Raw genomic sequence first — 24391 nt, forward strand, 5'->3', positions numbered from 1 at the left:
CGCTATGGCGACAAATGAAGCTTTGATGCAAGACGACGAACTAGACGCTTTAATGGCTGAACTCGAAGCTGAGACAGCAGATATGGTGACGCAGCCCGTAGTGAGCGCGGCTCTCGCACCAGTATCGACACCGGAACCGGAAGTCGTTAAATCTGAGCCAGAGCCGGTAAAGCCCGTTGTGGCTCAGACAGAGAAAGAAGCACCTTGGGAGGATAAGACGCCAACCAATAGCGAAGACGATCTGGAAGCAATGTTGGCAGAAATAGACGCGCAGCCAGAGGAGCCAAAATTGGCTTCGGCTCCCGCACCTGAACTGAAAGAGGTGGTTGCTCCACCTGTTGAAGCTGAAAAGAAAATCCAACTCGTAACAACGACACCGGCTGCAAAAGTTGCGGCGTCAGAGCCAGTTGCAACATCAGCAACGCCAGCACCTAAAGCCACATTGAAGCATTACATTGATGCAGATCGTTTTGCGCGTGATATGAAGATATCGGAGACGACATTGGATAAAGCAATGATGGAGCAGGCTTCTTTACGTGCTTATCACGGATCGGAAGCCGCTTATGCAGAGGCACAGCATGCTCGTGTAAAGCGACGCTTTGAGGTGAAAGAGGCAGAGTTGTATGCAAAGCACCGTCGTGCCTTCGCAGAATCAGGCGAAAAAGCGACAGAGCGCATGATCGAAGTAGCGGTCAAGCTCGATCCTAGCTGGATTGCTGGCGTCAACACAGTCGTCGAGGCAGAAACTGTCGCCGCAATCTGCAAGACATGTTCTTTGAGTTTGAATGATCGCCGCGACATGATTATTCAGTTGGGCGCTGATCGTCGGGAGGAGGGCAAGGGCGCCGCCCGAATTTTGGCCTCTGCTAACAATTATGACGACACTCGTCAGCGCGCAATGGATGCGGCTCGTCAATTACAGAACGCAGGTTAAATATCCCAAGTGACTTATTTTCCTCTAAAATTAAGTCACCGCTGAGCTATAATAAGTAAGCTGAACGACGAAAGTCTAAAAGCAATCCTCTCACTATCACCACACTACGAAAGACTAAAAATGGATATTAAAAAACTTCAAGAATTAATGGCTCAGAAAAAAGCTTCAATGAAAAAAGCAGAAAAGACCGTCAAGGTTGCTTCTGGCAAGAACCGCATTCGTTTGCTGCCAGGCTGGCGTAAAGGCGAAGAATACGTGTGGTTTCATGACTTCGGTCAACACTTCATTAAAGATGCCGCAGATCAAATTAAGGCAGTTTATCTGTGTACTGACGCCACGTTTGAAAAACCTTGCGAAGTTTGCGCTGCGTTGGCGACTGCACAACATGCCATTACAGATGATGCGACGGCCGAAGTTCTGGCAAAAGCAAAGGCTTCTCGCACTGTGTTGATTAACGCGCTGATGCTAGATAGCACAGAGCCAAATACACCCGTCATTCTGGAATTGAAGCGTGGTGTGTTCGGTCAGTTGGTTGACATCGTGGAAGAGTGGGGCGCAAGCGTACTCGATCCAGTTGAGGGCAAAGAAATCGTCATTACTCGCGACGGTAAAGGCTTGAATACAAAGTATTCGGCTCAGATTAGCCCGAAACAGTATCAAGTGCCAGCCGCTTCATTGACGAAGTTGAATGACTTGGACGCTTACGTTAAGCAAGAGTCCGATGAACAGCAACGTCGTGCAATCGCCGCAGTCAACAGCGTTGCAGGTTTCTTGCCTTCACCAAGCGATATTCCTGGCACTTCACCTTCGCGCTTGGCTTCAAGCTCTCGTCCGTCTGTTTCGACGGACTTTGATGATGTTGCTGAGTTCACGGAGACTCGCGCTGGCTCTTCTAGCGCTGACGCAGATATCTCTTTGGACTCTGATCTGGACGCATTGCTAAGCGATCTCGGCTAATCGGTATCGTCTTACAGGGTCGGTTCCTTAACGGGTTCCGACCCTTTTCAATTCAAGAGCGGGAGAGGCTATGAGCCACACATTATTAATCGACGGTAACTCAATTGGCTATGCAGCGCAATCGGCAGTCAAGTTGACATCTGGCGGAATGGAAACGCAAGCAGCATTTGGGATTATCAAGACAGTGCGCGAGTTACGTCAAAGTTACCCAAAATTTACACCATTGTTTCTCTGGGACGGTCGTGCTGACTGGCGCTTCGCACTTCATCCAGCGTACAAGTCAAATCGCGATAGCGATCCAGAAAAGGTGCGTAACAAAGAAGCTTACGCCAAAATGAGACCTTACATCGCTCGACTTTTACGCCACTTAGGTGTGCGTCAAATGACGGCAACTTTTCATGAAGCGGACGACCTGGCTGGCTACTTCGTACAGAAGCTATCGTCCGATCCAGAAAACCAAATTGGCTTAATCACCGGCGACCGCGACTGGTTACAGTTGGTACGCAAAAACGTGTTTTGGCGTGACATGCGTGACGACAGTCGCCTGATAACCGCTAAGAACTTCTACGACAAAACAGGCTGCAAAACGCCATTCGCTTTTCTCGAAACCAAGATTCTCGAAGGCGATACGTCGGACGTTATCTCTGGCGTGGGTGGGATTGGTGCGACAGGTGCGCCAGAGTTCATCGCTGAGTTCGGGAGTGTGCGCGAGTTTTGGCGTCGCTGTGACAGCGGCGAGTTCGTTCCCAAGTACAAAAACCATAAGAACCTCTGGCAAGGCACTAGCCCGATCACGTTAGAGGAACACATGGGCCAGTTTCCAGCTAATGACGGCAGTGTCGATGAAAAGGTCTACGCCAAAAGCCAAAAAAAGCACCGTGACGCTTGGATAGGTCAGGGTCGCTCGATTTACAAGCGCAATTTCCAACTGATGCAATTGCTTCGCGTCACACCGCCAGAAAAGAAAGACACACAAGTCGATCCTGGCAAATTCGATGTGAGGGCTTTTGCCTCTGTTTGCGAGGAGCTTGCATTCACTTCCATCTTGAGAAATCTCGATGAATTCACTTCCTTCTTTAAAGGTTAAATATGTCCTCAGTTAAATCCAAACCTACCGGTTCCGTCTCTGACTTAATCAGCGCGCTCGACGCTGCATTAGGAGCGAACGATGCTAACGCATCTGTCACGCAGTTCATTGACACCGGCTACGCGCCACTCAACTACGCTATCTCAGGTCGCTATGACGGCGGTCTGCCGTTCGGTCGTATGGTTGAAATGTTTGGCGAGTCATCCTCTGGCAAGACCGCACTGGCAACTGAATGGATGGTCGCGGCTCAGAAAATGGGCGGCGTGGCTGGCTTTATCGATTGGGAGCGCTCATTCGACGTGGGTCTGGCAGAAGGGTTCGGTCTGAACGTTAATCGCCCTTACTGGCTCTACAACAAGGCTGAAACATGGGAAAGCGGTAATACGTGGGCGGCGAAGGCGTGTCGTGCGATTCGCGCCTCTAAAGCTATCCCGGATGACGCGCCAATTCTGTTCGTATTCGATTCAATCGCGTCCGCTATTCCAATGTCGATGCTGTATGACTCAAAAGGCGCCAAGCGTGAAATCGAGTCCTTCACCATGAATGACACGTCGGCGCTGTCTCGTGTGACGTCAACTACTTTGAAAGTCATGGCGCAATACTGCGAAGAATACAACGCCACGTTCTTATACCTGAACCAGATTCGTCTGAAAATCGGCGTAGTGTTTGGCGATCCACGTACAACGCCAGGTGGTAAGGCGATGGAGTATTACGCAACGAACCGCCTGTCACTTGGTCGCGAAAAGATCATGCAAGCCTCTGCCGGCGGCAAAGAGTTTGTCGGTCAGAAGATCAATATTGAAGTGACGAAGTCCAAATTGACTAAGCCTTTCAAAAAGTGCGCGATTCGCATGGACTTTGATGAATTGGGCGTGGCGCGTTTTGACCCGACTTACTCTTTGGTTGAGTTGCTTCTGGAAAAGAAGAAGCTGGTATCTCCCGCCAATGGTTATGTCACATGGGATGGAAAGCGCCTGTCAAAACGTGCGATGGCTGAGCTGATCGATAAAGAAGGTCGGATTGGTGAATTGAACGCGATGTTAGAACCAGAAGCAGAAGATTCCACGCTGCCGGTCTAGCCCAAGTGGAAGTTCTCTCTACAATGTGACTGACAGTGTTGTCACATTATGGAGAGAACTATGCAAGTACAAGTAATTGGATTTATTCCACCAATGAAAGGTCTTGAGGATTCATTTAACACCTTTCGTCTTGGTGGAGCATTAGCAAAACGCCTTGAGGTAGGACATGAAGTGCTATTGATGGACGAAAAGACAAAGATAGTCTTCGGCAGGGCAGAAGTAAAAGAAGTGGTAACGGGAACCTTGGGCGAGCTTTGTTTGGTTCATGCTCACAAAAATCATTTAGAGATTAGTAACGAAGAAAGTGGCGCTTCAGAGCGCTTGTTTAAATATTTACAGCGCGTGTATGGACCTCACATCGCCACTGCGACGAAAAAGGCATGCGTTCTATATCTGAAAAGGCTTGAATAATGGGACTGAAACTAACAGACACGCTTGATTTTGGAAAACATAAAGGCAGCAAGATCGAAGACGTCTATAAAGCGGACGCTGGCTACCTTGTTTGGCTAAGACAGGAGCGACACAGTAAGAACGGCGAGACAAAGTTCTTCGCTTCTGAAATGCATATCTTATTGGATGACTGTATTAGAAATTCAAAGTCTCTTCGGAGTAAATACTCGGTATGGGAAGTGACCGTGCCGGGTATTGAGATTGAGCCGAGCGTCGAAGTGCAGGCGGCAAGATCCTTATCGGCACAAGCCTATCAAGAGCAATGGGGCGTCTACTAATGCCCTCCAAGCGTGAGAAGCATAGCGTCAATGGCAAATTGCTTGGCGTCTGGTATGAAAGCGCTGACGGCAAGAAAATGTATCTTGCGCATAGAACGCAAAAGCAGGTCTATCGCGAGCGAAACGCTTGGTGTATGGATTTGTCTATTTTAGAGCGCGCTAAGCTGCGTGGCGTGACTGCGATCGGAGTAGTGCGCAAAGAAGGTGGCCAGCGTCTTGTTTGGCTTACTCATATCAATGACTTTTACGATTCGCCGCATAGCTTCAGCATCTTTCACGGCTCAAGACAATTAGGTTTGCCAATGAAGCGATTTAGAATTGATCCTCTTCGTAGTGAAGTTGTGATCAATGTTGCCGTGAAAATTAGATAGTCAGTCCTGACTTACTTAACTATAATATTACTTTATAGAGAGGTAAAGAATGATTCTAACAACAGCGGCGTTATGCCTCGCAATTAATATTTATCAGGAGGCTCGTGGAGAGCCAATTCTGGGCCAGTATGCCGTAGCGTCAGTCACGATGAACAGAGCGAAAGAGCCTGATAAAGTTTGTAAAACCGTATTAGCAAGAAAACAGTTTTCGTGGACGACCAAGCTTGTTAAGGGCGAACGACTCTTAAAAGCAGGCGAGCCAAAAGATAAAGATGCATGGAGAACGGCGCAAATCATCGCGAAAGTAACGCTCGAAGGTCGCATGATGGATATGACCAAAGGCGCTACTCATTACCATGCAGATTACGTGCGACCGTATTGGTGCAGCTCGATGAAGGAAACGAACGTGCTAGGTCGTCATATTTTTTATAAAGTAAATCAGTCACAACTGACGTAGATAGGAGCAATATGAAACCTTATGGAGTTATATCTGATACACACAATCACAATTGGTCAGCTTTTGGCGTTGTGAATGCGGACGGCGTGAACAGCCGTCTTCGTTTTACCTTAGACGAAACTAAGCGCTCAGCCGAAGAAGTGAAGAACGCCGGTGGCAACACTCTGTATCACGGCGGTGATTTGTTTCATGTTCGCGGCTCTATTGCGCCAAGCGTATTAAACCCGACGCTTGACTGCTACAGCGAGATTATCAAGTCAGGCGTCAATATTGTGATCAATGCCGGTAATCATGACTTGGAAAGCAAAACGGCAGCACGAGTGTCGTCTGCTATTACGGCGCTTGAAGGCATCGGCTGTGTTGTGATTAATTCGCCTTGTTATTACTTGGATGACGTAGTGGTTATTCCCTGGATTCAGGACTTGAACGAACTCAAGCGCTTGATCGAACATGTTGACCCTGCCGACCGTCCTCATTGCGACTTGCTATTACATGCGCCGATCGACGGTGTCATTCCTGGCTTGCCTGATCACGGTCTCAACGATGCGTATCTGTCGGGTCTCGGCTTTCGCCGTGTTCTCTCTGGTCACTACCATCATCACAAGCAAATGGCCGGCGAAGTCTATTCAATCGGCGCGCTCACACATCAAACATGGGGAGACGTTGACACGAAAGCTGGGTTTCTGATCGTCACTGAGAGCGAAGTGAAGTGGTTCGCCACACATGCACCGTCATTTGTCGAAATTGATGGCTCAACCGATCCAGACGAAATCCCATTGATCGTTGATGGCAACTTTGTGCGCGTTCGTATCGATAACGCTAAAGCGTCGGATGTGGAGAGCATGCGTCAATACATGATCGAGTGTGGCGCAAAGGGTGTCAACGTGCTGCAAATGACATCTGCCGCGATCACCGCACGAGCTGGCGGCACAACGCTGAAAGCTGGCGTAACGGTAGAGGCAAGCATCAATGATTTTGTGAATGCGCAAGCCTTCAAAAACAAAGCAGCGGTTGCGACTTTGTGCCAAGACATTTTGACATCTGTAAGGAGCGCAGAGGCATGACAAAGGGCGAAGAATTTGACGCATGGGTGGACGAGTTCGAAGAGACGCTTTTGTGCGATTTTGGAATTGACGTCGATGACACCGGCTTATCGCATGAAGAGTTGCTTTGCATGGCGGACGAACCGGCGTATCAAGCAGTGGCTCGCTTTGCAGAGAAGCGCAACTTAACCAACAAAAATGAAGGACGCTTTCTATGAACATTACAAAATTAAATATTTGCAACTTCCTGACAATCGGCGAAGCGAGCTTTGATCTGGATGGTCGTGGCTTGATGCTGATTCAAGGTGAGAACGAAGATGACACGAGCGCGAAGTCAAACGGCGCTGGTAAGTCTTCCATTGTTGACGCGCTGTGTTGGGCGCTCTATGGCACGACCGCTCGTGAAGTCACCGGCGATGACGTAGTCAATGAGACTGCCAAAAAGAATTGCAGCGTCAGCGTGGTTCTGGAAGACGGCGATGACGCCTACACCATCAAACGTTACCGCAAAGATAAGACGATGAAAAATCAACTTATCGTCCATCGCATCCCTAACTATGGTGTCGCTGTTGATCTGTCTAAAGGCACAGACAAAGAAACACAGGAAGTCGTGAATAAGATTATGGGTTGCAGCCTTGATGTATTTGTTGGCTCAATCTATGCCGGTCAAGAAAAGATGCCAGATCTTCCCAACATGACCGACAAGCAATTGAAGCTCTTGATCGAGGAAGCAGCCGGCGTTGAAGAGTTGGCGACAGCATACGCAGAAGCGCGGACTCGTTCCACACAAGTCAACTTAGAGCTGTTAGGCGCAGAGACAGAAGCGAACGTACTCACTGCTCAATTGGCGACCTCAGAAGCGGGTCTGCTCAAGGCGCAGACGGACTTTGATCAGTTCGAAGCGAACCGCAAGGATCGTGCGCGTGAAGAGTTAAAAGCGGTATCGCCGATACAAGACAAAATTAACGAAGAAAAAGCGAAGGTCGCCTCAATTGATGCGCCAGCTTTATCAAAGCGTAAGACAGAGCTGGAGTCGATTCTGGCAAAGCGTAACGTTGAAGAGCAAGGCTTGCGTGAACTCGCTATCGCTGAGCGCAGTATCAGCGACAAGGTAACGCGATTTAGATCCACAACCGAGATTGAGAAGGGCGCCCTCAAACGCCAAGAAGACTCTATCGCGTCGATCAATTCACAGGTAGGGACGCCATGCGGTTCATGTGGCAAGGTCTATTGTGAACACGATCTGGAAGAAGCAGTCAATGCGCGTAACGCCGCACTTACATTGCAAAAGAAATCGTTGCTACAAGCCGCCACAGGGCTGCGTGACGCTTTGACTGAGCATGAAGCGGCAAAAGCGAAGGTCGCGACATTTCAAGCTTCGATGTCTGACGTAACGGCGGTGTCCGAAGAAATGCGCAAAATCGACACGCAATTACGCCTTTCGACAATGTTTGATGAGGCGCAAGCAAAGATGCTGGCTGCAATTGATGAGGTGAAGAACAGAGCGAAGGCGAAAATGTCTGAGCCGAACCCCTGGAAGAATCTGATCGAGACACAAGTGGAACAGATTGAAGCGCTCAAGGTAAAAATTCACAATGTCCAAACTAGCATCGCGACTTTAGAAGACAAAGCCGAAGTGTATATGGACGCAGTCAAGGTATTTGGACCTGCTGGCGTTCGCGCTCACATTCTCGATACAGTCACGCCTTTCTTGAACGACAAGACCGGCGAATATCTCGATGCATTGTCAGACGGCAATATTCACGCCGTCTGGTCAACCTTGTCGCGCACAAGCAAAGGCGACATGAAGGAGAAGTTCAACATCGAAGTCACCAATGACAAGGGCGGCAAGACGTTCAAGTCAATCTCTGGCGGTGAGAAGCGCAAGGTGCGTATCGCAACCGCAATGGCATTACAAGACATGGTTGCATCACGCGCAGCGAAGCCGATCAACTTATTTATGGCGGACGAGATTGATCACGCATTGGATGAGCCGGGCTTGGAGCGTTTGATGACTGTTCTGGATAAGAAAGCCAAAGAGCGCGGCACGGTTCTGGTGGTCAGCCATAACAGCTTGTCGGACTGGATCGACTCGGTCATTACGATCAAGAAGACTGGCGGCATTTCAACCGTATCAGGAGCAAACGAACGTGGCGTCATTCTCTAGCGCGCTAGAGGCGTTATTGAATACGCCAGGCATGTCAACAGATTCGTCTAAATACAAAGCTCTTCTTGGCGGCAGCAGGGTGGCGTCAATGTTGGCGCCAGAGAAGCTTCGTGGCGTAACAGCAGACTTGGCAATTGTTGATGATCTTTTAAACTACAAAGGAAAGAATGTGGATTTAGAGCAAATTTCAAATGAGCTTTCGGAAAATCTGAATTTCACCAAGACGCCAAACGTGTCTTTGAGAGCGCCAACTAATCTGACGGTAGTGTGTCCGAAAGGCTTCTCTAAACAGTCACATATTGGGGGTGAGGAGTTCACCATCACCGATGCGCGGGTAGGCAAAAAAGGCAAGATCATTCTGTCTCTGCGTCCAAAAGATGCGACTAATTATTCTCATGCCGAAGTTCTCTTGGATGACGCTAAGCAGCAATTGAATGGCGTCATGGAGACATTAGAGACGGCTCTGCCTGGATTCGATGACTTTATCAAAGGCGTCAAAGTTCTTGAAGTTCAGAAGAAAGAAGTCGCCGAAGTCGCCGTCAAGATGAAAGATTACCAAGACTTCGGATCATGGTAGAGCAAGGCATTTAACCGATTCACTCACCACAACTCAACCAGACTTTTGTGTCTGGTAACAGGAGAAACACATGAATACAAAATTGAACATCGTTGGCTTTGACCCAAGTTTAAGCAATTGGGGCGTCGCTCTTGGAACATTGGACATCGAAACTATGAAGGTCGAGATTACCGACTTAAGCGTGATCCAGACCGATCCTGAAAAAGACAAGAAGATGCGTAAGGTCGTGCGTAAGAACAGCGAAGACTTAGAGCGCTCCAAGATTTTGCACAATGGTGTCGTTGAGGCGATGAAAGATACGTTTATCGCCTTTGTGGAGGTGCCGGTCGGTAGTCAGTCAAGTCGTGCGATGGCGAGTTACGGTGTCTGCATCGGCGTATTGGCTACGATTGCGTCCGCCATGCCGGTGATTCAGGTCACACCGACCGAAGTCAAGATGGCTGGCTGCGGCATCAAGACTGCGACAAAGGAAGAAATGATCGAGGCGATGATGAATAAGTATCCAACTGCACCTTGGCCCACCAAGGTCGTCAAAGGTATCGTCACGCCAATCTTCAGCAAATGTGAACACATGGCAGACGCAGTTGCGGCAATCGAAGCGGGTATCGCAACGGATGAGTTCCAAGCAACAATCGCTATGTTTAAATCGATGCCAATGTTTAAGCGCGCATTCGCCGCTTAGATTGTAAGCGATGACTGTCTATAATTGATTGAACCGAAAATAAGCAATTCTATTTTTTTATCCTTATAGTCAGTCACAACTGACGTATATATAATTATTCTCCACCTTTTACAAAGGAAATAAATGAACGTCACAAAACGCGATGGATCGACAGAACCGCTCAGCATTGAAAAAATTCACAAGGTAGCGCAGTGGGCAACAACCGGACTGGACGTCTCTCAATCAGAGCTAGAAGTCGAAGCGAACCTATTATTTTTTGATGGCATCAAAACAGCGACCATCCATGATGCACTCATATCTGCCGCAGCCGGTCTGAACTCAGTTGAGGCTCAGGACTATACATTTGTCGCGGCTCGACTCTTGCTGCAAAAATTGTATAAAGAAACGTCTGGCTCAATCGAGTATCCACATCTGGCATCCTACATTCATTTTGGCGTATTCATCAATCGCCTCAGTCCCAAGATGACGCAAGTATTTGACCTTGAAGTGTTAGACAATGTAATCGATCCTAGCCGTGACATGCTGTTCACGTACATCGGCTTGCAGACGATTGCCGATCGCTATTTGATACGAGACGACGAGGACGAAATCATTGAGCTGCCACAGCACTTCTTCATGCGTGTGGCAATGGGCTTGGCGCAGAACGAATCGAACCCGACATCGGCAGCGGTGGAGTTTTATAACGTTCTGTCATCGCATGAGTTTATTAATTCCACGCCGACATTATTCAACTCTGGCACTTTGCACGAACAATTGGCGTCATGCTTTCTGAATACGGTGGCGGATTCTATTTCCAATGACGAGGGCAAGCATCGTTACGCTTCGATTTTTGGCACGATTGAAGAGTGCGCTAACTTATCCAAGTATGCAGGCGGCATTGGTACGGACTGGCATCGCGTTCGTGGCACTGGCGACCGCATCAAGGGAACAGACGGCAAATCCTCCGGCATCGTTCCTTACTTGAAGGTCTATAACGATACAGCGGTAGCGGTCAATCAATGTTTTGCGCCAGATACATTAATTCGGGTTCCGGAAGGTGTAAAGCGAATTGCGGACATAAAAATTGGCGATTTAGTTCTGGGTCAACGTGGCGCATATCGTGAAGTACGCGAAGTTATGTCTTACAGCCAGAAAGATGCGATGGTTTCAATAAAGCCGAAATACGCACTAGAGCCATTAATCGTCACATCTGGACACCCTATTTACGCGATTCAAGGTATTGAAGAAAATCAATCACTTGAAAGAACGCTTTCCCAGATCACGGCAGGTAAATATGCGGCAGAGTGGGTAGAGGCTGGCGAGTTGAAGAAGGGCGACTATGTTGCTCAGGTTATTCCTGACGAAATAGTGCCGGTTGAGGGCTTTACCGAAGATGATGCACGTCTTTATGGAATCATGTTAGGCGACGGTCATTGCGCTAAAAAGTCGATGATTGACTTTAAAGGTGATGACGTGACGGCGAAAGAGTGGGGTGTTACAGGTTCTTCGTCAGAGGAAAAGACTTTGGTTTTTGTTGCTGAATATTTGACAGCGCGTGGCTTAAAGTATGGCTATTCGACCGTAGGAAGTGGCGCGACGCAAATTAAGTGGTCATTCGGTGGAAAACAGCAAGAGCGCGATTCGTTCGGAAAGTTTGTCAGCGGTGTAAATTGTCTGCCATTTGATTACGAAGACCTTTATGACGGGGATGGAAATAAGCGTATCAGCCAAAGACTTTCTCATCTGCCACTTAATCAGGCATTAGCGATTGTTCAAGGTTTAATCGACTCAGATGGATGTATCTCTCGCGGTAAAGAAATCTCCTTTACAAATACTTCTATCAAGCTGATTGAAGGCTTGAGATACCAGCTTTTGCGGTTGGGCATTCCTACTGCCGGCAATAAGAAGGTGCGTAGTAACGAGCATCTTGGATACGATTCTATTACAACTTCGTGGGACGTGCGCATTCCGGCGTTTGCTGAATTGGCTCAAATTTTTGGCATTCCGTCAGTGACGAAATTTAACTGGTTCAGAATTGATAATATGATCTTTGGGCGAGTTTCTTCAGTTACCGAAATTGAACCTATTTCAATTGTGCATGATCTGAAAGTGGATGGTGACGCCACTTACTCGACAACTTCCGCCCTAGTTCACAACGGCGGTAAGCGTAATGGCGCTTTTGCCGCATACATTGAGCCAATGCACCCAGATTTGTATGACTTCATCGACTTGAAGAAAGAGTCCGGTGATGATCGTCGCCGCACTCATGACATCTTTCCAGCATTGTGGATTCCCGACCTGTTCATGCAGCGCGTGAAAGATCGTGGCGTCTGGAGCTTCTTTAGCCCTAACGTCTATCCAGAGCTGCATGAAACCTATGGCGACTTATTTGAGGCGCGTTTTGAGCAGTTAGAGCGCGAAGGTAAGTTTGTTCGCCAGGTTCCTGCGCTCGACGTCTGGAAGAAAGTCATTAACGGCTTGTTCGAGACGGGCCACCCTTGGCTGACGTTCAAAGATACCTGCAACCGCCGTAATCCACAACAGCATGCAGGCATGATTCATAACTCCAATCTGTGTACAGAAATCACTCTGAACACGTCGGACGACGAGACTGCCGTGTGTAACATTGGCTCGATCAATATGTCGAAGATCAAGTCTGATGAACATTTACGGAAAGTCGTGAGAACGGCAATGCGTATGTTGGACAACGTGATCGACATTACATTCTATCCATCTGAGCGCGCAGCGAATGCCAACAAGCGTCATCGCCCTGCAGGTCTTGGCGTGATGGGCTACACCGAGTATCTGGTTAAGCGCGGCATTGATTGGGAAAGCCAAGAGCATTTAGAAGCGGCTGACGAATTTATGGAAAAGTTCTCTTACTACGCCATTGAAGCGTCAAGCGACTTGGCGGCAGAGCGCGGTCTGTATGAGTCGTTTAGCGGTAGCTTGTGGAGTCAAGGCATTCTACCGATCGATACAGCCAATGCTAAAGCAGCCAGCTTGACCACTCGCAAGCATGCAATGGACTGGAACGCTTTGCGTGAAAAAGTTCAACTGCAAGGCATGCGTAACAGCAACACGATGGCGATTGCGCCGACCGCGACAATCAGCAACATCGTCGGCACGACCGCAACTATCGAGCCGATCTATCAGCGTGAAGTGGCGAAAAAGAACATGTCCGGTCTCTTCATTGTGACCGATCCTTGCTTGCGTTATGGCGACCCGTCTCTGTGCAAAGAGGCGTTCGACATCGACCCGATCAAGTTAATTCTTGCAGCCGCAGTGCGTCAGAAGTGGCTTGACCAAGCACAGTCCACCAACATTTTCGTCAAAGGGAATGTCAAGGGACGTGATTTGGACAATATCTACATGACCGCTTGGGAGTATGGTTTAAAGACGACGTATTACTTGCGTGGTCAGTCAGCCGAAATGACGAAGTCTGTCATCGCTCCGGTCGCTGCTCCTCAAGAGCCAGATGAGCCAGTCAATAACTTGTGCAGCCTGGACAATCCCGACTGCGAGGCGTGTCAATGAGAATCTTGACAGTAAGTCAGTAGTGACGTAGCATAAGGGGTTGAAACTAACCCCTGAATTGGAGATTTATGAAAATTGTGGATTTAACCGGACGTACATTTGGTCGTTTAAAAGTCATAGCGCAAGACACTTATGTTCCAGGAAAGCACAAACGCTGGAAATGTCTTTGCGAATGCGGTAAGAAGATTTCGTTTCGCGGAACATCTTTGACGCAAGAAGATGTCAAATCGTGTGGCTGTCTTAGAAAGGATCGTGGCTCAAAGTCGCTAACAAAGCATGGTCTCTATTACCACACCTCTTACTCGACTTGGAGCAGAATGATGACGCGTTGTTATAACGTGAAGTCAGCGGACTTTCCAGAGTACGGCGGCAGGGGAATTATTGTATGTGCGAGATGGCACGATGTTGCAAATTTCATTGCAGATATGGGGGTAAAGCCGCTTGGCGCATCTATTGACCGGATTGAGAACGATAAAGGCTATAAGCCTGACAACTGTCGTTGGTCGAATCCAGTTGAGCAAGCGAACAATACGCGAAAAAACGTCAGAGTGTCCTTTGAGGGCGAATCTATGACGATAGCAGAGGTCGCAAGGCGTGCAGATGTTAATTACAAAGCTCTGCACTATCTTATTCACACTAAGGGGCTGCTTGCCGAAGGCGCAGTTCTAACACTTGTAGGGAAGAAAACATGAACGTCAAAGATTTAATCAACCAACGCCGGCTTATTAATGGACCAAAGGACAAGCTTATGTGCGTCAATCCATTGAAGCATAAGTGGGCGTGGGAAATGCTGGATACATTTGAAAAGAATACGTGGTTCCCCAAGTCGATTGCGATGGGTCGCGACATTCAGGACTATAAAGAGCGGCTTGATGATGCTGAGCGCAACATGTTCGACAAGGCGACCGCGTTCTTATCCAATCTGGATGGCATTCAGTTCGATAACCTGATCACCAACATCGGTAGCCACATTACCAGCCCAGAAGTGTCCATGTGCATTGCCCGGCAAGCGTATGAAGAGGCGAATCATGTGCGCGCCTATGCCACCATCATTGAGGCGGTTTCTTTAGATCCTTTAAAGGTGTACGGCATGTATGAAACCGACGACATTCTGGCAAAAAAGAATGCATTCATCATGGCGCAGTCAGCAGCGTTAGGGGAGGGCGAATTCACCGCCGAGAAGTTTGCCTTAGCTGTAATTGGCAATATCGTTCTCGAAGGCATTTACTTCTTTAGTGGCTTTTACGCTTTCTACCTTCTTGCGAAAAACGGCAAGATGCTAGGATCTGCCGATCAGATTAAGTACATCGAGCGCGACGAACTAGGACATCTTGAGCTTTTTATCCACATGTTTCACACGTTGCAGGTAGAGGAGCCGCAAGTCTTTACGCCGGCATTTAAAGAGAAGGCGCTCAATATCATTCGCCAAGCAGTTGAGCTGGAGACGGCGTGGGGTAAGCACATTATCTCAGGTGGCGTATTAGGTGCAACAGACGCAATTATCACTGAGCGCATCAAATACCTGGCGAATTTACGTGTAGCACGTCTGGGTTGGGAGCCTTTGTATCCTAACGTGAAAAATCCAACACCGTGGGTCGAGAAGATATCTGCCATTAATGGTGTGGAGTCGAATTTCTTTGAAGCTCGTCCAACCGACTACCAAGCCGGTGGCGCACTTGAATGGGACATATAATTTCCATTAAAAGATCAGTCAGCACTGAACTATAATATAAGAGAGCGGGGCATAAGATGCCCTGCAATCTAGGAGATATGAATGAGTAACGTGTTTGAGTTTAAAGCGCGCAAAGCAAGCGCGGCAAGTAGTGAACCAGCAAAGCAAGTGGCGAGTGTACAGGTAGCGCAAACGCAGCATAAACCGCAATCAAAAGATGAAGCCGCGTTGACTATTGTTAGCGCACTCTCATTTTACGCCCAACAAGGGTTCGATCATGGGGAGAGAGCGAGACAAGCTCTTCACACGATGAAAGCGGCATCAGAAATAGAAGCACCGCAGGACGAACGAGCGTAGCCGATCACATTCCAACACTCGGTCTGTATCGTCTTATTTATCAACTTTTAAGGGTTAAACATGAAGAAAATACTTTTAGCATTGGCGATTGCTTCCGCATTATCAGCTTGCGGTAGCAGAAACGACGACGCACGACAACCAATTCAGTATGCACAGCAGGCTCAGCCGCAATACGCATCACAAGCGGCGCCCGTAATCGTGCAGCAGCCACAACAAAGCTCTGGCACTGGCGATATGTTGATGGGTGCAGCAATTGGCGCAATGGGTATGCATCTGTTAAGTGGCAACAATAATTCTTCGCAACAGACGCAGGTAGTTGAGAGGCGCACCGTGGTCAACAACTACATCGAGCGGCCAGCAACGCCAGCGTCAACTTCTACGCCTACACCTACACCTACGGTCAAGCCGGTAGTCTCAGTTGTGTCTCCTAAGCCAGCGGCTCCAAGTTACGCCAATGTGTACAGAGCGCCAGCACCGAAGCCTGCCGCACCTTCTTATGTCAGTGTGTACAAGCCTTCTGCGCCGAGCTATAGCAGCCCCTATCGTCCTTCAACTTCATCACGAAAGTAATGTCGGTCTTGATGCACGGAGAAGGACTCGCGATCCTTTTCTTCGTTGGTTTTGTTAGCGGAGTTGCCACGACGATTTACGTGTGGCGTAAATTAAACAAGTCTTACAAGAAAGTATCAGGATGACCTCTACTGTAAAAGTCATAGAACACACTTTAGCCGCTAATGGAAAGCAGTTGATCACTTTCGTATTGCGGTATCCGAGATTTATTCATGCGGAGCTGATGACTCATCGGGTATTCAGTCGTAACGCTTCATCTTCACGAGCCATTCCGGTTAAGAAGATGATCGCTCAAGTCTGGAACGATCCAGCGATGCCTATTCATTGGGGTGCGAATCAGCCTGGCATGCAGGCTCGTGCAGAGTTGACCGGCTTTAAACGAAACGTCGCAAAAGCTTGCTGGCGCTTGGCTGGTAAAGTCGCCGCAAGTATCGCATGGGTAGCGGACAAAGTTGGCTTGCACAAACAAGTCGCTAATCGAATCTTGGAGCCATTCCAGTACATCAGCGTTGTTCTAACTACGACTGAAATGAGCAATTGGAACGAGTTACGCGCCCATCCTGATGCGCAGCCGGAGATTCGTGATTTGGCAATGAAAATGATTGTAGCTGCCGGACTTAGCGTGCCTGAAACTCGCGGCCCAAACCGTCTTTATGCGTCTGGTTGGCATTTGCCTTTTATTACTGAAGCCGAACGCCTTGTGTGTAAAGAATGTCCTATTTTCTTGGCAAAACTATCGGCAGCTCGTTGTGCGCGTGTTAGCTATTTGACACACGATGGGGAAAAACCTAGTGCGGCAAAAGATATAGCGCTCTTTGAGCAATTAGTCGGTAGCGTTCCATTGCATGCCAGCCCGACCGAGCATCAAGGCTATTCGGTTTATAGCGCTAAATCCACATGCAAGAACTTTGTCGGCTTCGGGCAGTTCCGCCATCTGGTCGAGCATTGCGTGTTCCACAATCAAGAATTGGTCGATTGGTAAATTTTATTATTCGTACTTAATAAAAATCGTAGTAATTCTCAACAACACAGAAAGGCAACAACATGAACTCAAAAGACTATATTAAAAACGCCACCGCAACCGAAAGCGTTCCTGCGTCTATTGAAATTGACCAAGTGATGCTACACGCCTCACTTACGCTGATGATTAAAGCAGCAGAGCTAGGCGACCTTATCAAACGCAAAATCTACTACGGCAAGGCATTCGATCAAGCGAAGCTAAAAGAAAATTTGTCTTATGTGACTAGCGTCGCCAATTTTATTAGCGAGGGTCAAGAGGCTGGCGTTGATTTCAATACACCTAAAACGCAAGAAGAGGCAAGACAAGGTCTGCCAGCCGAATTGCGAGGCATAAGCTTAAACAATATTAATCCTCGCTTACTGCATGCAGCGATTGGCTGCTTTACTGAGTCTGGCGAATTACTCGATTCGGTTATAAAACAATATGAGACCGGCGTAATTGATCTGGTGAATTTCAAAGAAGAAGTTGGCGACTTGCAATGGTATCAAGCTATCGGGTGTTCCGAAATTGGCGCTGATTTGGACGAATTGCGTGACGTAAATATCGCTAAATTGAAAGCGCGTTACCCAAATAAGTTTTCTAATGAAGCGGCGCTAAACCGAGACACTTCCGTCGAGAGAGAAATTTTAAATGGCTCCAGTCTGTAATTTGATTGGAAAGCGATTTGGGAGACTTGTCGTCGTTTCGAGAGACCGGTCTCCCAAGAAACATAAAGCGGCGTGCTGGCTTTGCGTATGTGACTGTGGGAAGTCATCAAGCGTCAGGGCGGATGCGCTAAAGGGTGGCACTACTCAGTCTTGCGGCTGTTTCTCTAGCGAAGTTCACGCCGCTATCGCTATCCAAATAGGGCATTTGAATAGAACTCACGGTCATACGCGCCAAGGTTTAAAGAGTAAATATTCAGCAACTTATATGAGTTGGATGGCGATGCGGCAGCGATGCAATTACTCAAAGAATATTAATTACTCAAATTATGGAGGTAGAGGAATTAAGGTTTGTGAGCGTTGGGGTGCATTCATTAACTTTCTTGAGGATATGGGTGAGAGGCCAGAAGACACTCAAATCGACAGAATTGATTCAAATGGTAATTATGAGCCTGGAAATTGCAGATGGGCGACTGTTAAGGAGCAGCAGTCTAACAGACGCGACACCTTCCATATTACGCATAACGGAGTAACTAGAACACTAGAAGAGTGGGGAAGGGTCAGAAATATGGATTCAAGATTAATTTCGATCAGAATTAGAAAGTTAGGATGGAGTGTAGAGCGAGCGTTGAGCTTTGACTTAGAGGCGTCAGCATGAGCTTGATTGGTCTTCTAGGTAGCCACCGCACTGGCAAGACCACGCTTGCAAAAGTCTACGCTGAAAAACATGACTTGATCTTTGTCGAGACTTCGGTCTCGTCAATTTTCAAGCAAATGGGGTTGGACCCGGCTGCAAAGTTCAAATTTAAAGAGCGATTAGAAATTCAGGAAGAAGTTCTTCGTTCTGTGGAGGAGATTTACAACCGGATTGATCCTAGCGTGAGCGCAATCGCTGACAGAACGCCACTCGACATGCTTGCATACACGATGAGCGAAGCGATTGGCGACTCTGTAGGTAAGCGTGAGCAAGCGAAATTCGCTTCCTATGTACGTCGATGTTTTGAAGTGACGAATCGTCGGTTCTCCAGTCTTATCTTGGTACAGCCTGGCATTCCGGTCATTGCGATGCAGGGTAAGGCGATAGCAAATGAAGCCTACATGGAGCATTTGAACTCGCTGATGCTTGGACTCAGTCTTGATGAACGGATAAAAGTTCCTCACTTCTATATTCCGCGAGGTGTACTTAGTCTTGAAGGGCGCGTGACGGCATTGGATGGTGCGGTCAACATGGTAACAAGGTCGGCGCAACATGAAGTCGAGCAGTACACGGCTTCGGGCGGTAAGTTTCAATAGGCAATGTGCTTGGGTATGTTTAAAAGAGTGACTATACCCAAGCGTGAATTTATACAATTTGTTTGTCAGTAAGTCACACGACTTGCAATCACTGGAGATTAATAGAATGAATACGAGCAAGGTATCTACTAGCATTATGAAAATCACGCCAACGATAGCGGCTAATCTTTTGAAAAAGAATAAGCCAGATAATCGTGATGTTAGACCTGGAAATGTCGCCAAGTTTGTCAAAGAATTAAAGTCAGGCAATTTTAAAACAACTCATCAGGGCATTGCCTTTGATCAAGATGGCTTTTTGACTGACGCTCACGCTGCTGCCCTGTATGCGACCGGCGTATTGAGTCGGGTAATTGGCTAGGCTAATTTAAGGTTTGCGTTAAAAGTAAGTCATCGGTGACTATACTTTGTTGACGCAAACCTTTATAATTTAAGAATGAAATGCGCAGCGTTGCGCAAGGGGGCATAAATGACCACATTACAGATTTTTATCATTGCCATCTGGTTGTGCATCTTACTAGGCTTATTTAGCTTCGTCATTGTATCCAGTTTCGGATACAGAATGCTATTGGAAACTATTGCGACCATGATGTTTTATGTGGGCGTGATTGTCTCAGTGATTATCTTCGCTCATGAGTGGATAACAAAATGAGTGACGTTCCAGTCTTACGCGAAGAGTTAGACCGCAAGTCGCTGGAGACAGCTCAATGGTTGCTGAACTCGTTTCAAAACCATAGCATCACTGCCGAGCAGTTCAGCACTGGGCTTGATACGTTATTCATGGCGGTGTCCGGTCTGGTGGATGAAGAATTGATCGACCTCATTACGGCATGCGATCAGTACACCAAGAATTTGAACAATGTCGTAAAGGCGCATTTCTGCAAAGACAGATTCACGCATTCGGTTACTTGGAAAGTGGGCGAGACTTCTTTATTGATAGAGAAACGCCAGGATGGAAGCATTTACGACGAAGAGACAAAACACTTCGGATCAGCCGAGATTGCGAACAAAGCCATGCAACTGATCGAAAACAATTACATCAAAAGCGGCTGTGAAAAACTTTAGGAGGGGCCTATGCCTGTTGCTTCAACGTCTATCGCGGCATTTAAGACAGCGCCGATCAAACCGATGCGTGACATGGTCTATGAAGTGATAGAGAGCTATGGCGCGTCAGGATGCATTACAGACGACGTTATCGCGTTCTTTGCAAAGACGGACAAGACCAACACCGGACGCATCACTGGGCGCTTCTCAGAGCTGGAAAAAGAGAAGCGCATCGTGAGAGTAGGGGATACACGGTCGGGCATATCGGGCAAACAGCAATTAGTGATGCGAGCCACGGTTCACGCTGCCGGTATGAAGGTAATGACGCCAGCGAAGGTTGCGCGGAAAACGGGATTCTTGGCAGGCATGATGTTCGCTGCAAGACTGGTGGCAAAAGAGACTGATATCTCAGTGGCAAAAGGGGCGCTCAAGCGCGAGTTATTAAAAGTGGCGAAAAGGTAGAGCAAATATGGATAAAGATATTAAGTCGCCAATCAAAAGTGGCTGGCGCAATAACATCAATGGGTATGTGGAAGGCTGCGTGAAAACTGAGGTAAAGGTTAGCCAAATTAACCTTTCTCTTGATCAGGAGACCGCATGGGCGCTGTGCAATTTACTGTGTGACAGCGAGTTAGAAAAGTCAGGCGCAATAAATAGACCGCAATTTCCGATGATGTCTAACCTTGGCGCTGCATTGGGGCGAATGATCGACCATAGCGCCGCAAACAACAGCGGTAGAAAGGTGATAAAAACATGAGCGACGATAAACAAATTGATAGGTTTTCAAATTGGCTCGCAACTTCAAGATACAAGCAAGTAATGCGGACGAGCGCCCACGAAGACACCATGATGGAAAACGCCTGGTGTGCGGCGTTGGCATCGCATCCTAAAAAGGATCTCAAATGGAGCAATTTCAAGCCGGACTTACTGATCCAGTTCATCAAAGAAAACTCGAATTTTGATGCCAAGCTGACCGAAGAAATGCTTAATTTTGCCATCAACAATTGTGGCGAGGGTTCGCAGACAAAGCCATACCAAGTCGAGGTTGCGTCATGGATGAAAGCGTGTTTCGGCGATGTAATTTCCGCCGACACAATCGAGCGCAATCATCGCTTTCTTGAAGAGGCGCTTGAACTGGTTCAGGCATGTGAATGCACTCAGAGCGAGGCGCATCAATTAGTCGATTATGTCTTTAACCGACCGATCGGCGAGAAGACTCAAGAGGTTGGCGGTGTAATGGTCACTCTTGCCGCATTGTGTCAGGCGCAATCAATTGACATGCAAGAGGCGGGGAGAGTTGAGCTAGAGAGAGTCTGGACTAAGGTTGAGCAGATTCGAGCAAAGCAAGCATCAAAGCCGAGATATTCGCCACTTCCTATTTCGCAGCCAGTACAGGAAAGCGACTACGAATTTGAGGCTTTTGGTGAACCGCATGTATCAATACCATATATTGAGCTTTTTAATTTACGTGCAGAGAATGCAAGACTTAAATCTGAGTCAGTGCAGGTAAGCGCGGAGCCATCTAATGAAATTATTATCGACTGCATAAAAGATTTTAAATATAAATACGACGATGGCGTGCCATTGTTAAGATTTCAAGACAGCCCACTGTTTGCTGAGTTTTGTGTGCGAATTTATAGAATGGGTTGGGGTGATTGCAATGCGTCCATAAAGTCAAAGCCAGTAAAGGTAAGTGCGGAGCCTGTCGGTTGGCTTTCGTGGGTTGGGGATAAAAACAAAATTCATTCAAGTGCGTCATACACTGACTATGAGCCACTTGCTTATGAGTCACGCGTAAAGATTTATACAGACGCGCCGAATACCGAAGCACGAATGACAGAACTCGAAAAAGAACTGGCGCACTGGAAGAGCAATCATGCCGACGTAGTCAAGCGCCTAGCGATAGCGACACAGCGCCTAGACTTGCCTGTTGAAAGAATTCTGGCGATGCGGGAAATGGAAACGTTGCAAACAAAAGTGGCGGAACTCGAAAAAGAAAACGCGCTGCTTAAAGATGTGGAAGCCAGCTTTGCACATTTAAGCGAGGCGCTTCAAGCTGATTGCGCAGCAATGAAAGAAGAGAATAAGGAGCTGCGAGCTTTATTGTGTATTCGTTCAGCTTCGCCAACACACATACCTTATATGGATGACGGAGAGATGCAGGATAACAGTATGCTACCGCGCATTGACTACAAGCGAGACTCCGTAGAAGCCATTAAGCGAAAGCTGACAGCTCGGACAGTGGCTAAATTGAAAGGCGGTGCAGCATGATCCCGTACTTTAAAAAAACAAAAAAGATGATCAAACATGAAAAAGCTAAAAGTTGGCGACACTGTATCGCTCAATGATCATGGGCTACGCCAAATTTATCTCACGCCAATTGGGTGTGACGTGCTTATCGACACGAACTCCTCTGGCGAAGAACTATGCACCGTCACCGGATACCATGCCTGGGCATCGCTGCATAACAAGGACGATCATCGCGTGTTTGTTGACGTTGTCTATAAAGGTACGACTACGCCTAATGCCCGTCTTTTAAACGAAGTAAAGCCAGCCTTTTAATTAAGAGCGGCTATCAAGGAGTGAAGAATGAAAGCGACTATTAACTCAAAAGGCGTTCTGACTGTAATGGCAGAAACAGAATTGGAAGCGTATGCGCTTCGCATGTGGTGCGTCCAAAATTATGTGCAATCTCCAAACATATCTGAGACTACAGTTGCCGCTTACATGGTCTTTAAAGGTGAATCGATGATTGTGCATGGCTTTCTTGAAACATAAGCATTTATCGACATTTTTTTGCTATAATAAGTAAGTCAGCGCTGAGTAACAAAATTTTATTTAACTAACTAGGAGTAATAACAACATGGCAAAAGTAACAATGCACAAAGCGAACGACGGCACACTGTTTGATAAAGCGAAAGACTGCGAGGCGCACAACTACAAACTTCGACTGACTCCGATTGTGAAAGAGTTCGCCGAAGGTCTGACTAGCGACAACAATTCCGGCGTTTGTGAAGCAGATCATGGAGGTTTAGCTGTATTCGTTTATAACCTGCCTGAATTTATTTGTCATAACGCCGACAAAATTCGCAGCATGTTGGCAAATGCCTCAGTAGTTCGTAAGCCTCGTAAGCCAGCGAAACAGATCGTAACGCAAACAGTTGTCGCCTAACGTAAAGCTTTTACCACTAACATCAGTCAGCACTGATTGACTGATGTTAGGAGTGAACGTTTTACCAGTTTCATAAATCGGCAAAGTTGCCATTAAAGGAGAAAACCCATGAGTCAGTTCGAATGCCCCGTCGTCCGCATCATTATTGAACCACACCCGAACGCCGACGCTATCGAGATTGCGTGAGTAGGCGACTACCAATCAATCGTCAAGAAGCATCAGTGAGTTCTACCTGCTGCGTAAAGGCGAAACAACTGAGTTTCAATAACCCAACACAAATCCAATACTTTAATTTAATAATATATGTCAGTCATTACTGACGTATATAAGGAGAAAACCATGTCGAGCAAACGAATTACAAAAGAACTATTCGCAACAATCGTCAGCAACGCCATAAAAGGAGCTTATCAAAGTGAGTTTGACGAAATCACTAAGCGCCAAAAAGAAATCACATTGAAAGTCTATCGTCTTCTTGTTACGGAAGAGCAAGAGAAGGCTATGAAGAAGTTACCTCATGGCTTCTTCAATGTCACGTCAGGACGGCAGGGCATATATGTTTCTGCCGGTAGAGGCGATGACGCCAGACGCACAAAATTTTCCGCTCATTTCGGCGATGGTTGCCGTATGCCTGCCAATAGTTCTGGCTTTAACTCAATCAACGTAACGAGCGACGAGATATATAAGGAGTTTGAACAACTGAAGCAGGATGAAAGTGAAGTTCGTTCCAAGGTCGCATTATTAGAAGAAAAAGTTAAGGCAATTGTAGGCTCTGTTTTTACCGTCAAAAAGCTCATTCTTGTGTGGCCCGAAGGCAAAGTTTTCATTCCAGAAGAAGCGCTCGTTGATCGCTCAGAGAACCTTCCTGCCTTAATTGTTGATGGCTTAAACAATTTATTGATGTCGGCGCGTCCAGGTCTTGAGCTGACAGCACCTTAGTAGCAAGGCAAAGCGTCCGGCAAGCGTATGTCGGACGCACACTCTCCAAGAGTGAAATTAGATAATTTGTATGTCGAATGACAAACA

30 protein-coding genes are annotated in these 24391 nt (G+C 47.4%); all 30 read left to right on the plus strand.

Translation table 11 applies throughout. The features are described 5' to 3' along the window. Positions 1-4 precede the first annotated feature (4 nt). Positions 5-934, plus strand: a complete 930-nt coding sequence (locus RGU72_RS04585) for a hypothetical protein (RefSeq protein ID WP_322118594.1) — start codon at positions 5-7, stop codon at positions 932-934. Positions 935-1102: 168 nt separating this feature from the next. Continuing rightward, positions 1103-1891: a hypothetical protein gene (locus RGU72_RS04590; protein ID WP_322118595.1), complete on the plus strand. Its 789-nt coding sequence runs from the start codon at positions 1103-1105 to the stop codon at positions 1889-1891. A 70-nt stretch (positions 1892-1961) separates the two neighbouring features. Further along, the gene (locus RGU72_RS04595; protein ID WP_322118596.1) at positions 1962-2978 is read left to right on the plus strand and encodes a hypothetical protein; all 1017 of its coding nucleotides are present in this window, start codon (positions 1962-1964) and stop codon (positions 2976-2978) included. Positions 2979-2980: 2 nt separating this feature from the next. Then, positions 2981-4057 carry a hypothetical protein gene (locus RGU72_RS04600; RefSeq protein WP_322118597.1) on the plus strand — a complete coding sequence of 359 codons (1077 nt, stop codon included), beginning with the start codon at positions 2981-2983 and terminating at the stop codon, positions 4055-4057. 60 nt (positions 4058-4117) lie between these two features. Further along, positions 4118-4468, plus strand: coding sequence for a hypothetical protein (locus tag RGU72_RS04605; protein WP_322118598.1), 351 nt, complete (start codon positions 4118-4120; stop codon positions 4466-4468). After that, on the plus strand, positions 4468-4785 hold the full coding sequence (locus tag RGU72_RS04610; protein WP_322118599.1) for a hypothetical protein: 318 nt from the start codon (positions 4468-4470) through the stop codon (positions 4783-4785). The genes RGU72_RS04605 and RGU72_RS04610 overlap by 1 nt, the downstream gene beginning before the upstream one ends. Next, positions 4785-5156 carry a hypothetical protein gene (locus tag RGU72_RS04615; RefSeq protein ID WP_322118600.1) on the plus strand — a complete coding sequence of 124 codons (372 nt, stop codon included), beginning with the start codon at positions 4785-4787 and terminating at the stop codon, positions 5154-5156. The genes RGU72_RS04610 and RGU72_RS04615 overlap by 1 nt, the downstream gene beginning before the upstream one ends. A gap of 49 nt (positions 5157-5205) precedes the next feature. After that, positions 5206-5613, plus strand: a complete 408-nt coding sequence (locus RGU72_RS04620; RefSeq protein ID WP_322118601.1) for a cell wall hydrolase — start codon at positions 5206-5208, stop codon at positions 5611-5613. A gap of 11 nt (positions 5614-5624) precedes the next feature. Next, a complete protein-coding gene (locus RGU72_RS04625) occupies positions 5625-6677 on the plus strand; it encodes a metallophosphoesterase (RefSeq protein WP_322118602.1) in 1053 nt (350 codons plus the stop codon). Then, positions 6674-6874, plus strand: coding sequence for a hypothetical protein (locus RGU72_RS04630; RefSeq protein ID WP_322118603.1), 201 nt, complete (start codon positions 6674-6676; stop codon positions 6872-6874). The genes RGU72_RS04625 and RGU72_RS04630 overlap by 4 nt, the downstream gene beginning before the upstream one ends. Continuing rightward, the gene (locus RGU72_RS04635) at positions 6871-8823 is read left to right on the plus strand and encodes an AAA family ATPase (protein ID WP_322118604.1); all 1953 of its coding nucleotides are present in this window, start codon (positions 6871-6873) and stop codon (positions 8821-8823) included. The genes RGU72_RS04630 and RGU72_RS04635 overlap by 4 nt, the downstream gene beginning before the upstream one ends. After that, entirely contained in the window at positions 8807-9400 is a 594-nt protein-coding gene (locus RGU72_RS04640) for a hypothetical protein (protein ID WP_322118605.1), read from the plus strand. The genes RGU72_RS04635 and RGU72_RS04640 overlap by 17 nt, the downstream gene beginning before the upstream one ends. Positions 9401-9470: 70 nt before the next feature. Next, positions 9471-10082 carry a hypothetical protein gene (locus RGU72_RS04645; protein WP_322118606.1) on the plus strand — a complete coding sequence of 204 codons (612 nt, stop codon included), beginning with the start codon at positions 9471-9473 and terminating at the stop codon, positions 10080-10082. Between the two features lie 123 nt (positions 10083-10205). Further along, positions 10206-13598, plus strand: coding sequence for a ribonucleoside-diphosphate reductase subunit alpha (locus RGU72_RS04650; RefSeq protein ID WP_322118607.1), 3393 nt, complete (start codon positions 10206-10208; stop codon positions 13596-13598). 68 nt (positions 13599-13666) lie between these two features. Then, positions 13667-14290: a hypothetical protein gene (locus RGU72_RS04655; RefSeq protein ID WP_322118608.1), complete on the plus strand. Its 624-nt coding sequence runs from the start codon at positions 13667-13669 to the stop codon at positions 14288-14290. Next, the gene (locus RGU72_RS04660) at positions 14287-15291 is read left to right on the plus strand and encodes a ribonucleotide-diphosphate reductase subunit beta (RefSeq protein WP_322118609.1); all 1005 of its coding nucleotides are present in this window, start codon (positions 14287-14289) and stop codon (positions 15289-15291) included. Before RGU72_RS04655 ends, RGU72_RS04660 begins: the two co-directional genes overlap by 4 nt. Positions 15292-15372: 81 nt before the next feature. Then, on the plus strand, positions 15373-15627 hold the full coding sequence (locus RGU72_RS04665) for a hypothetical protein (protein ID WP_322118610.1): 255 nt from the start codon (positions 15373-15375) through the stop codon (positions 15625-15627). Between the two features lie 60 nt (positions 15628-15687). Then, positions 15688-16197 (plus strand): hypothetical protein, encoded by a 510-nt coding sequence (locus tag RGU72_RS04670; protein WP_322118611.1) that lies wholly within the window; start codon positions 15688-15690, stop codon positions 16195-16197. 121 nt (positions 16198-16318) lie between these two features. Then, a complete protein-coding gene (locus RGU72_RS04675; RefSeq protein ID WP_322118612.1) occupies positions 16319-17179 on the plus strand; it encodes an FAD-dependent thymidylate synthase in 861 nt (286 codons plus the stop codon). Between the two features lie 62 nt (positions 17180-17241). Further along, positions 17242-17865, plus strand: a complete 624-nt coding sequence (locus tag RGU72_RS04680; RefSeq protein WP_322118613.1) for a hypothetical protein — start codon at positions 17242-17244, stop codon at positions 17863-17865. Positions 17866-18516: 651 nt separating this feature from the next. Then, entirely contained in the window at positions 18517-19155 is a 639-nt protein-coding gene (locus tag RGU72_RS04685) for a hypothetical protein (RefSeq protein WP_322118614.1), read from the plus strand. Positions 19156-19261: 106 nt separating this feature from the next. Next, on the plus strand, positions 19262-19513 hold the full coding sequence (locus RGU72_RS04690; protein ID WP_322118615.1) for a hypothetical protein: 252 nt from the start codon (positions 19262-19264) through the stop codon (positions 19511-19513). A gap of 287 nt (positions 19514-19800) precedes the next feature. Continuing rightward, on the plus strand, positions 19801-20217 hold the full coding sequence (locus tag RGU72_RS04695) for a hypothetical protein (RefSeq protein WP_322118616.1): 417 nt from the start codon (positions 19801-19803) through the stop codon (positions 20215-20217). Positions 20218-20226: 9 nt separating this feature from the next. Next, positions 20227-20658, plus strand: a complete 432-nt coding sequence (locus RGU72_RS04700) for a hypothetical protein (protein ID WP_322118617.1) — start codon at positions 20227-20229, stop codon at positions 20656-20658. Between the two features lie 7 nt (positions 20659-20665). Next, positions 20666-20953, plus strand: coding sequence for a hypothetical protein (locus tag RGU72_RS04705; protein WP_322118618.1), 288 nt, complete (start codon positions 20666-20668; stop codon positions 20951-20953). Further along, the gene (locus tag RGU72_RS04710) at positions 20950-22467 is read left to right on the plus strand and encodes a hypothetical protein (protein WP_322118619.1); all 1518 of its coding nucleotides are present in this window, start codon (positions 20950-20952) and stop codon (positions 22465-22467) included. The genes RGU72_RS04705 and RGU72_RS04710 overlap by 4 nt, the downstream gene beginning before the upstream one ends. A gap of 36 nt (positions 22468-22503) precedes the next feature. Continuing rightward, positions 22504-22758, plus strand: coding sequence for a hypothetical protein (locus tag RGU72_RS04715; RefSeq protein ID WP_322118620.1), 255 nt, complete (start codon positions 22504-22506; stop codon positions 22756-22758). Between the two features lie 27 nt (positions 22759-22785). Continuing rightward, positions 22786-22974, plus strand: coding sequence for a hypothetical protein (locus tag RGU72_RS04720; protein ID WP_322118621.1), 189 nt, complete (start codon positions 22786-22788; stop codon positions 22972-22974). An 85-nt stretch (positions 22975-23059) separates the two neighbouring features. After that, positions 23060-23368 (plus strand): hypothetical protein, encoded by a 309-nt coding sequence (locus RGU72_RS04725; RefSeq protein WP_322118622.1) that lies wholly within the window; start codon positions 23060-23062, stop codon positions 23366-23368. A gap of 339 nt (positions 23369-23707) precedes the next feature. Then, a complete protein-coding gene (locus RGU72_RS04730) occupies positions 23708-24304 on the plus strand; it encodes an Nmad5 family putative nucleotide modification protein (RefSeq protein ID WP_322118623.1) in 597 nt (198 codons plus the stop codon). Positions 24305-24391 lie beyond the last annotated feature (87 nt).

The organism is Undibacterium sp. 5I1 (assembly GCF_034314085.1).
Classification (GTDB): domain Bacteria; phylum Pseudomonadota; class Gammaproteobacteria; order Burkholderiales; family Burkholderiaceae_D; genus Undibacterium.

What these genes read in the sequence shown, in the direction of transcription:
- RGU72_RS04690 (WP_322118615.1), top strand. Translation starts at nt 19,262, where the DNA reads ATGAATACGAGCAAGGTATCTACTAGCATTATGAAAATCACGCCAACG.
- RGU72_RS04695 (WP_322118616.1), top strand. Translation starts at nt 19,801, where the DNA reads ATGAGTGACGTTCCAGTCTTACGCGAAGAGTTAGACCGCAAGTCGCTG.
- RGU72_RS04600 (WP_322118597.1), top strand. Translation starts at nt 2,981, where the DNA reads ATGTCCTCAGTTAAATCCAAACCTACCGGTTCCGTCTCTGACTTAATC.
- RGU72_RS04720 (WP_322118621.1), top strand. Translation starts at nt 22,786, where the DNA reads ATGAAAGCGACTATTAACTCAAAAGGCGTTCTGACTGTAATGGCAGAA.
- RGU72_RS04645 (WP_322118606.1), top strand. Translation starts at nt 9,471, where the DNA reads ATGAATACAAAATTGAACATCGTTGGCTTTGACCCAAGTTTAAGCAAT.
- RGU72_RS04665 (WP_322118610.1), top strand. Translation starts at nt 15,373, where the DNA reads ATGAGTAACGTGTTTGAGTTTAAAGCGCGCAAAGCAAGCGCGGCAAGT.
- RGU72_RS04635 (WP_322118604.1), top strand. Translation starts at nt 6,871, where the DNA reads ATGAACATTACAAAATTAAATATTTGCAACTTCCTGACAATCGGCGAA.
- RGU72_RS04650 (WP_322118607.1), top strand. Translation starts at nt 10,206, where the DNA reads ATGAACGTCACAAAACGCGATGGATCGACAGAACCGCTCAGCATTGAA.
- RGU72_RS04605 (WP_322118598.1), top strand. Translation starts at nt 4,118, where the DNA reads ATGCAAGTACAAGTAATTGGATTTATTCCACCAATGAAAGGTCTTGAG.
- RGU72_RS04655 (WP_322118608.1), top strand. Translation starts at nt 13,667, where the DNA reads ATGAAAATTGTGGATTTAACCGGACGTACATTTGGTCGTTTAAAAGTC.
- RGU72_RS04585 (WP_322118594.1), top strand. Translation starts at nt 5, where the DNA reads ATGGCGACAAATGAAGCTTTGATGCAAGACGACGAACTAGACGCTTTA.
- RGU72_RS04715 (WP_322118620.1), top strand. Translation starts at nt 22,504, where the DNA reads ATGAAAAAGCTAAAAGTTGGCGACACTGTATCGCTCAATGATCATGGG.
- RGU72_RS04700 (WP_322118617.1), top strand. Translation starts at nt 20,227, where the DNA reads ATGCCTGTTGCTTCAACGTCTATCGCGGCATTTAAGACAGCGCCGATC.
- RGU72_RS04675 (WP_322118612.1), top strand. Translation starts at nt 16,319, where the DNA reads ATGACCTCTACTGTAAAAGTCATAGAACACACTTTAGCCGCTAATGGA.
- RGU72_RS04595 (WP_322118596.1), top strand. Translation starts at nt 1,962, where the DNA reads ATGAGCCACACATTATTAATCGACGGTAACTCAATTGGCTATGCAGCG.
- RGU72_RS04685 (WP_322118614.1), top strand. Translation starts at nt 18,517, where the DNA reads ATGAGCTTGATTGGTCTTCTAGGTAGCCACCGCACTGGCAAGACCACG.
- RGU72_RS04730 (WP_322118623.1), top strand. Translation starts at nt 23,708, where the DNA reads ATGTCGAGCAAACGAATTACAAAAGAACTATTCGCAACAATCGTCAGC.
- RGU72_RS04670 (WP_322118611.1), top strand. Translation starts at nt 15,688, where the DNA reads ATGAAGAAAATACTTTTAGCATTGGCGATTGCTTCCGCATTATCAGCT.
- RGU72_RS04660 (WP_322118609.1), top strand. Translation starts at nt 14,287, where the DNA reads ATGAACGTCAAAGATTTAATCAACCAACGCCGGCTTATTAATGGACCA.
- RGU72_RS04705 (WP_322118618.1), top strand. Translation starts at nt 20,666, where the DNA reads ATGGATAAAGATATTAAGTCGCCAATCAAAAGTGGCTGGCGCAATAAC.
- RGU72_RS04615 (WP_322118600.1), top strand. Translation starts at nt 4,785, where the DNA reads ATGCCCTCCAAGCGTGAGAAGCATAGCGTCAATGGCAAATTGCTTGGC.
- RGU72_RS04625 (WP_322118602.1), top strand. Translation starts at nt 5,625, where the DNA reads ATGAAACCTTATGGAGTTATATCTGATACACACAATCACAATTGGTCA.
- RGU72_RS04680 (WP_322118613.1), top strand. Translation starts at nt 17,242, where the DNA reads ATGAACTCAAAAGACTATATTAAAAACGCCACCGCAACCGAAAGCGTT.
- RGU72_RS04710 (WP_322118619.1), top strand. Translation starts at nt 20,950, where the DNA reads ATGAGCGACGATAAACAAATTGATAGGTTTTCAAATTGGCTCGCAACT.
- RGU72_RS04725 (WP_322118622.1), top strand. Translation starts at nt 23,060, where the DNA reads ATGGCAAAAGTAACAATGCACAAAGCGAACGACGGCACACTGTTTGAT.
- RGU72_RS04630 (WP_322118603.1), top strand. Translation starts at nt 6,674, where the DNA reads ATGACAAAGGGCGAAGAATTTGACGCATGGGTGGACGAGTTCGAAGAG.
- RGU72_RS04610 (WP_322118599.1), top strand. Translation starts at nt 4,468, where the DNA reads ATGGGACTGAAACTAACAGACACGCTTGATTTTGGAAAACATAAAGGC.
- RGU72_RS04620 (WP_322118601.1), top strand. Translation starts at nt 5,206, where the DNA reads ATGATTCTAACAACAGCGGCGTTATGCCTCGCAATTAATATTTATCAG.
- RGU72_RS04590 (WP_322118595.1), top strand. Translation starts at nt 1,103, where the DNA reads ATGAAAAAAGCAGAAAAGACCGTCAAGGTTGCTTCTGGCAAGAACCGC.